The organism is Nocardia arthritidis NBRC 100137, from assembly GCF_001612765.1.
Taxonomy (GTDB): domain Bacteria; phylum Actinomycetota; class Actinomycetes; order Mycobacteriales; family Mycobacteriaceae; genus Nocardia; species Nocardia arthritidis.
Genome location: NZ_BDBB01000064.1, coordinates 26698 through 33959, shown reverse-complemented (window position 1 = coordinate 33959; position 7262 = coordinate 26698). Strand labels below are relative to the sequence as shown.

The window sequence follows — 7262 nt, the reverse complement described above, 5'->3', positions numbered from 1 at the left end:
ATGGCCCCGGCGACGGCCGTGGCCCACACCGCCGCAGCGGCGGCGGTGCCGGTCAGATACGAGCCCAGAACCCAGGTGAACAGTCCCACGGTGACCAGCGCCGACCAGTGGGCGCCGAGGCGAATGCCGGCGATTCGGCCGAGCGGAAAGGTCTGACGCATCATCGGGTGCCGTCCAGGGTGGTGAGTAGGAACTGAAATGTACTGTGGTGCAACGTGGCTCAATGTCCAGCGCGGTGGTCGTACGAGCGGGGACAGCTGCGGAAGCGGACTGGGCTCGCCGCTGATCTCCGATTCCGTCGACGCGGGGCGGCAGGGGTTGCCCTGTGGCGCTCGCTGTCGACCTACCGATGAGTCCGGGGTGTTGTGGTGCTCCGCTCACGGAGTGATGGTGGTGGAACGAGCAGGCGGCAGCCGAAGATTGCGGGCGATGGTGTCGGTCCACGAACGGACCGCCGCCCAGTCACGCAGATCTCCGTACCGTCCTTTGCCGAGCAGCCGGTAGAGCAGGCGAGTGCGCAGTGAGATGCCTTCGCCGTCGTACCGTCCGGCGAACGCCCGGTAGTCGTGCGCCATGATCGAATCGCGCAGTCCGGCGATCTTCTTCGGGACGAATCGCGCGAGTCGACGGCCGATCGGGCCGCGTAGCGCCGGGGCGAGGCCGACACTGAACAGCCAGACGTCTTTTCTCGTCAGCTCGTCGTGGTGGGCGTGCACGTAGTCGGCGACTGGAGGCAGGAGTTTCATGTTGTGCACTGCGCTGCCGAGCACGAGTGTGTCGAAATTGGACAGATCGGGCGCGTGGTCGATATCGGCGAGTTCGACCACGGCGTCGCGACCCGCCAGTTCGGTGCCGATGAATTCGGCGATGTCACGGGTCGATCCCTGTTCGGTCGCGTAGACGACTGCGATGCGGTGTTTGTCCTGGTCCATGCCGAAAATGGTCCTCCGGTCCGTCGCTCTCGGTGAGAGGACTCGTGCCCGAGCCGAGTGGACCATGGTCACTGCGGGCGGCCCTCGGAGCTGCCGACGGCTGCTCAGGCTCGATCCGGCAGGGTCGAGCGGCGGCGCAGCAACCAGCGCCGGAACTCGTCTGCGCCCCAGACGAGGAACGGGTATGGCAGTGTGAACGCGAGCATGGCGGGCGTCAGGGCGGCTGTTCCGAGCAGGCCCTGCAGCACCGGGACGTAGACGATCACCGCTGCCAGGGCGAGTTCGAAGACGATCCCCCACAACAGCAAGCGATTGGACAGGACGCCGATGGAGCGCAGCGAGGCACGGTCGGTGCGCGCGGCGAACGCGGTGCCGATCTGGCCGGCGACCAGGCCGAAGAAGGTCATCGTGGTCGCCTGCTGATAGGTGTGGTGCAGCGGCGTGCCCGGTCCGGTGGGGTCGCCTGGGTGCCAACCGCCTTGGAGCAGCACGAAGAAGAAGCCGGTCATGGCGAGGACCGCCGCGATCACTCCGAGGAACAGCCACGCGCGCAGCAGCATCGGCGTGCGGATCACCGACTCGCTGCGTTTGCGGGGTGGCCGGTGCATCAGGCCGGGTTCGGCCGCCTCCCGTCCGAGCGCCAGTGCGGGCAGGGTCTCGGTGCCGACGTCGAAGGCCAGCAGCTGCATCACGGTCAGCGGCAACGGTATCGCGCCGCCGGAGAGCGCGAACACCAGCAGCGGAGTGACCTCCGGGGTGGTGTGGGCGAAGATGTAGCAGATGAACTTGCGGATGTTGTCGTAGACCCGCCGCCCTGCCTGGATGGCCGCTGTGATGGTGGCGAAGTTGTCGTCGGTGAGCACCATGGTGGCTGCCTCGCGCGCCACGTCGGTACCCGAGCGGCCCATCGCCACACCGATGTCCGCGCGCCGGAGCGCGGGCGCGTCGTTGACGCCGTCACCGGTCATGGCCACGACGTGGCCTGCGGCGCGCAGCGCGTCGGCGATGCGCAGTTTGGCCTCGGGCGAGGAGCGGGCGAAGATGAGTTCGGTCGGACCCGCCAGCAGCTCGTCCAGATCGGCTTCGCTCATTCGCTCGAGGTCCGTACCGGTGATCACGGTCGGTGTTGCACGCGTGATGCCGATCTGTGCGGCGACCGCCGCCGCGGTCAACCCGTGATCGCCGGTGATGACGATGATGCGGATGCCTGCGGCGTGGCACAGCCGCACGGCTTCGGCGACCTCGGGCCGGGGTGGATCCTCCATGGCGACCACGCCGAGCAGGACCAGATCCCTTTCGGCCTGTTCCCGGTCCCGCGGGGCGGTGGCACAGCCCGCGAGGTCGCGCTCGGCGAGGGCGAGCAGCCGCAGCCCCTGCCGGGCCCGGGATTCGACGAGCTCGGCGAGCCGTTCGCGGCGTTGCGGAGTCAGCGGTCGGATACTGCCGTCGGCGGCGAGTTCGGCGGTGCACAGCGGCAGCAGCGATTCCGGTGCTCCTTTGGAGTGCACACACAGCCGACCGGACTCGTCGGCATCGACGGTCGACATCCGTTTGCGCACCGGGTCGAAGTGGAACAGGCGTTTCCGGAAGCGTTCCCGGTCGTCGGTACGGACAGGCTCGCCCAGGACCGAGGCCGCGGCGAGGAGCGCCAGCTCGGTGGGGTCACCGACAGCGGGTCCGGGGTCGCCGAGGCGAGCGTTGTTGCATGCGATCATGGCTCTGGCCATCCGGGTCAGCGTGGAATCGTGCTTCCCGGACGAAGCGTCGGGTTCGTGCGCTCCGGTCAGTGTGTCGATCGTGACAACCCGCATGCGGTTCTCGGTGAGCGTGCCGGTCTTGTCCGTGCAGATCACATCGGTGGAACCGAGGGTCTCCACGGCGCTCAGTCGTTTGACCACCGCGCCGCGGCGCGCCAGATCGCGCACACCGATTGCCAGCGCCAAGGTGATCACCGGCAACAGTCCCTCCGGGACGTTGCCCACCAGCAATCCGACGGCGAAGACCACGGAGTTGATCGGGGACAGTCCGGCGCCGAGCATCGCGAGCGGGATGAACGCCGCCGCGAGCAGGACGGAGATCAGTGCGATCAACCACGCCACGCGGCGCACTTGATGTTCGAGGGGACTCTCGTCGCGCTCGACACGCTCCGACAAGGCCGCGATGCGGCCCAGCTCGGTATGCATGCCGGTGGCGAAGACGATCGCGCGGGCCTCGCCTTCGGTGCAGGAGGTGCCACTGAAGACCAGTTCGCGCGCCTGCGCCAGCGGCACCCCGGCATCGACGGCGTCGGCGCTGCGGTAGACGGGCATCGATTCGCCGGTCAATTCCGACAGATCCACCTCGATGCCGCCGTCGATCAGCCGCGCGTCCGCGCAGATCCGATCGCCCTCCGCGATGACCAGGACGTCTCCCGGCACGACATCGGTCGTCTCGATCTCGGTGGCCTGATCGTCCCGCACGACTTTCGCCCGCATCGGCAGGTAGGCGGCCAGGGCCTCCACCGCCTGCTCGGCGTGCCGTTCCTGGGCGAACGCGAACCCCGCGTTGATCAGGACGACGACCACGATCGCGATCGCGACCGGGACGATGCCGACCGCCCCGGCAAGAAGGGCCGCCGCCCACAGCAACAGCGCGAGCGGGTGGGTGAACTGCCGAGCCAGCTCCCTCGGCCAGGTTCGTCGGCCCCGCCGTCGCAGCCTGTTGGGCCCGTAATGGATCAGACGCCGTTGCGCCTCGCGAGTGGTGAGCCCGCCGCGGCTGCCGCGCAGATCGCGCAGCAGCAGATCGATCCGCTCGGTGGGATCGATCCGCAGACCGGGTTCGGCCTCGGCCAAGTCGGTCACGAGATTGCCGACGCTTTGTTTCGGAGGCTGTCCAGGGCGGAGGTGAGCCGCCGTCGCATTTCACCGGCGACCGGGCGCAGCTCCGGGCGAGCGGCGGCGCGGACCAGCACCTCGGGATCGATGACTTCGGCCATCGCGCCGGTACCGATCGAGCGCACCGCCACACTGGACGACAGCACCAGACCCGCCTGGCCGTCGACCGTCAGCGCTCGATAGGTCAGCTCGGGATCGCAGATCTGCAGAAGAAGGTAGTTTCCGACGTCTTCGCCGATGCTCTCGCGCAGTGTGGCCTGCATGTCTGCTTCAGCCGTGATGACCAGCCCGTAGTGTCGCAGCGCCTCCCGGGTGCGTTCGACCGCGATGCCGAACGGCGCGTCGAGATGGACTGTGATGGCCGAGACCGGGACGACCGGCAAACGGACCTCGGTGAGCAACTGATGTGGGTCGCTCACCTCGTCGGGACCGATCAGGTAAGCCTCGGTCGATGGGCCGATCGCGCGATAGCCCGCCTCGCGCATCCACTGCTCCAGCGCCTGATAAGCCGCGCCGAGATGACTGTAACTGCCACGGTGGCAGGTGCGGGCGACCAGCGTTTCCGGCATGACGACCACCTGCGCTCCGAAACTCGGACCGAGTTTGGGGGCGGGCTCCACCGGGACGCCGAATTCCACCGTGACCGCCTCGTCGGCGCGCATGCCGTCGCGGAATGTGATCGTGGGCGCTCCGCTGGCGGTCAGGCCCGCACGCTGCACGATCAGGGTCACTTCCCGCATTCCCTCGCTGATGTCCGCACCGAGAAGGTCCGGCTGTAGACGGATCTCGCGCGGCACCCGCAGCACTGCCTCCGGCGCCGACTCGACCAAGGCCACCTGGTATCGCATCGAACCCTCCTCGGTTCATTCCGTGATCAGCGTGCGCTCTACCGGTTGCCATCGCCCAGGGACAAAGGTCCTGGTCTGGTGGGTACTCCGCGGTCGAATACGGGAAGCGCCGGAACTCGCGGGCAGGAAGTCACCACGCCCCGCACGAGCGGTCGGCTGGGGTGGGGCGTGTCGGCGACCGATTACAGCGGGCCGGAGCGATGACTGGGAGTCGGGATGCGCGGAACAGGGTTTCGTTCACCGGTCGGGCATCATCCTGGCGTCATCGACCACGTCGACGTGTTCCACACCGTCGACGGTGTGGGTGAGAGCGGCGATGATCTGTTGTTCACGCGGATCGGCGAAGATGCCGCGAACGGTCACGGCTCCGTCTAGAACGTCTATCGACCACTGCCGACGGCTGCCCGCGTAGTCGTCCAGCAGTGCACGTATCTTCGACTCGATGGTGGCGTCATCGCTGATCAAAGTGCGCAACAGGTCGCGACGAGACACGATCCCGACGAGTAGACCGGCCTCGACGACCGGCATCGACCGAAGATGCCCGGCGAGCATGCGGGAGGCGATCGTCGCGGTGTCGGTGGCGGGTGTGACCACCTCGACCGGAGCCGACATCACCGCTTGCACTGTGGCGTCCATACCGAGATCGGCTGCCAGCGCATCCGATTCGGAGACCACCCCGACCACGCGGCCTTGCTCGTCGACGACCGGGAGCGCGGCGAAGCCGTGCGCGGTCAGCAGGGCTGTGGCCTCCCGCAACGATGTTCCCGGCCGTACCGACACGACTGGCCGGCTGAGGACATCACGTGCACGCATCGGTATCACTCCATTCCTGCGGTGTCCGGGGCCGCCGCGCACCGGGTGGTGCGCGCACGATCGCGTAGGGCCGAAGGCATAGCCGCACCCCGGCCGGTCGTGTCGCGCCCGAGATGGTTGGCCACCGCGGGCGACGAGTCCGTTGACATATGTCCAGCGTGCCGGGGCTCCAGCGCTTCCGTCAGAGGCGTCCTGCCCTCCCTGCCCGGGACCAATGTCCCCGCGCCGGACCAGGACCCGGTCCCTATGCGGGGTCCGGCAGGCATATCGTCCTGCCGGTCTCGTGCGTGCGGGTCGATGACGCCGAACTCGCCGGTTCGAACCCGAAGCCTGACGTGTGTCCGGCTCATCCGGGTCCCGGATGAGGTGCCGGTCGGCCGGCCCGTGTGCGTTGATCGACGGAGTTCTTTCCGATGTTCGGGACCGGGGCCCGTTCGTGCTCGCGGTTGAGAGCGAGCACGGCCCCGAAGCCGGCGGTGAGACACTCGGTCAGGGTTTCGGCGTCCGGGATCGCGGCCGTGTCGACATTGATTCCTACATAACAGGTCCCGGCGTGCGAGGTCAGGGTCACATTGACGGCCGTACCGATGGTGGGACCGAAGGAATACATCCGGTCGATCCGCGCCCCGGCGATATAAAGAGGCACGGGGGAGCCCGGGACGTTGGAGGCGACGAAGTCGACGTGTTTGAGCATTTCGGTCAGTAGCCCTGCGGGCAATCGGTTCAGCGCCGCTGCGACGGCACCCGACAGCGGTATCGCCGGTTCACCTCGCCAACCCCGGACCGCGACATCGACCGCGCGCATGAGATCCGTGGTGTCGGCGATGCCGACCGGTAACGCGAAGCGAGCGAGGGTGATGCGGTTCCCGCCGAGCGGGTCGTCGGGAGTGCGAAGACTGATCGGCATCGTGACCCGTAGCTGTTCGAGCGCCGCGCCGTGCCGTGCGTGATACACGCGCAATCCGATCACCACCGCGGTCAGGAATGCGTCGTTGAGAGTGCAGTCCGCGGCCCGCGCGGTGCGGCGCAGGTCTTCGAGGGGCACGTCGAGGACCGCCACCCGGCGACCGAGACTGCGCCTGGTCATAACGGGGGAGAGCGTCGTGGTGATGGGCCTGGCCAAGCGGAACAGCGAGTTCGCCAGCGCGGCGCCCTCGCGCACCACCCGTGCGGGATTGCGGAGGGCTCGCCATGCCGTCGGCGATGCCGAACGCATCCCGCTCCGAAGAAGATCGGAGCCCACCGACAAGTTCCACGCGGCGATGTCGCGCAGCGCGCCGACGTGGTCGTCGAGCGGCTCGGGCGGATGACCATGGTCGGTGCCCGCGCGGTCGAAGTCGAGCAGCGAGGTGGCGATCCGAATGCCGCCGATGCCGTCGGTGAGACTGTGGTGCACCGTCAGCACGAGGGCGCATCCGGCGCCGTTCAGACCGCTGAGCAACGTCGAACGCCACAGCGGCCGGGCCGGATCGAACCCGGTCATGGCCTCGGTTCGGGCGAATTCCAGTAGCGCGGGCATGTTCGCCGGCGCCGGCAGCGCGGCTCGTCGCACATGCCAGGACAGGTCGAAATCGGGATCGAGTGCCCACCGTGGCGGGGCGAGGCCGAGCGGTGTGGCGACCAGCCGATGCCGCAACCGGGGCACGACGCGCGTGCCGCGATCCATCGTCCGCAGCAGGCGGTCCCAGTCCGGTTCGGTATCGAGGACCAGAAGCGACACGATCGTCGAGCGCAGGACCGGATCACGCTCCATGTTCCACGAGAACAAATCCGACTGCGACATGTGGGATTCC

General features: G+C 68.1%; 5 protein-coding genes. All 5 read right to left on the bottom strand.

Annotated elements, in window-relative coordinates:
* Positions 1–377: 377 nt before the first annotated feature.
* A complete protein-coding gene (locus NA8_RS30655; protein ID WP_063053786.1) occupies positions 378–932 on the bottom strand; it encodes a flavodoxin domain-containing protein in 555 nt (184 codons plus the stop codon).
* 104 nt (positions 933–1036) lie between these two features.
* Positions 1037–3775 carry a cation-translocating P-type ATPase gene (locus NA8_RS30650; protein ID WP_063053785.1) on the bottom strand — a complete coding sequence of 913 codons (2739 nt, stop codon included), beginning with the start codon at positions 3773–3775 and terminating at the stop codon, positions 1037–1039.
* A complete protein-coding gene (locus tag NA8_RS30645) occupies positions 3772–4656 on the bottom strand; it encodes a DUF302 domain-containing protein (protein WP_084467209.1) in 885 nt (294 codons plus the stop codon). Before NA8_RS30645 ends, NA8_RS30650 begins: the two co-directional genes overlap by 4 nt.
* 237 nt (positions 4657–4893) lie before the next feature.
* Positions 4894–5469 carry a CBS domain-containing protein gene (locus tag NA8_RS30640; protein WP_063053783.1) on the bottom strand — a complete coding sequence of 192 codons (576 nt, stop codon included), beginning with the start codon at positions 5467–5469 and terminating at the stop codon, positions 4894–4896.
* A gap of 346 nt (positions 5470–5815) precedes the next feature.
* The gene (locus tag NA8_RS30635) at positions 5816–7252 is read right to left on the bottom strand and encodes a wax ester/triacylglycerol synthase domain-containing protein (protein WP_169810583.1); all 1437 of its coding nucleotides are present in this window, start codon (positions 7250–7252) and stop codon (positions 5816–5818) included.
* Between the last annotated feature and the right edge of the window lie 10 nt (positions 7253–7262).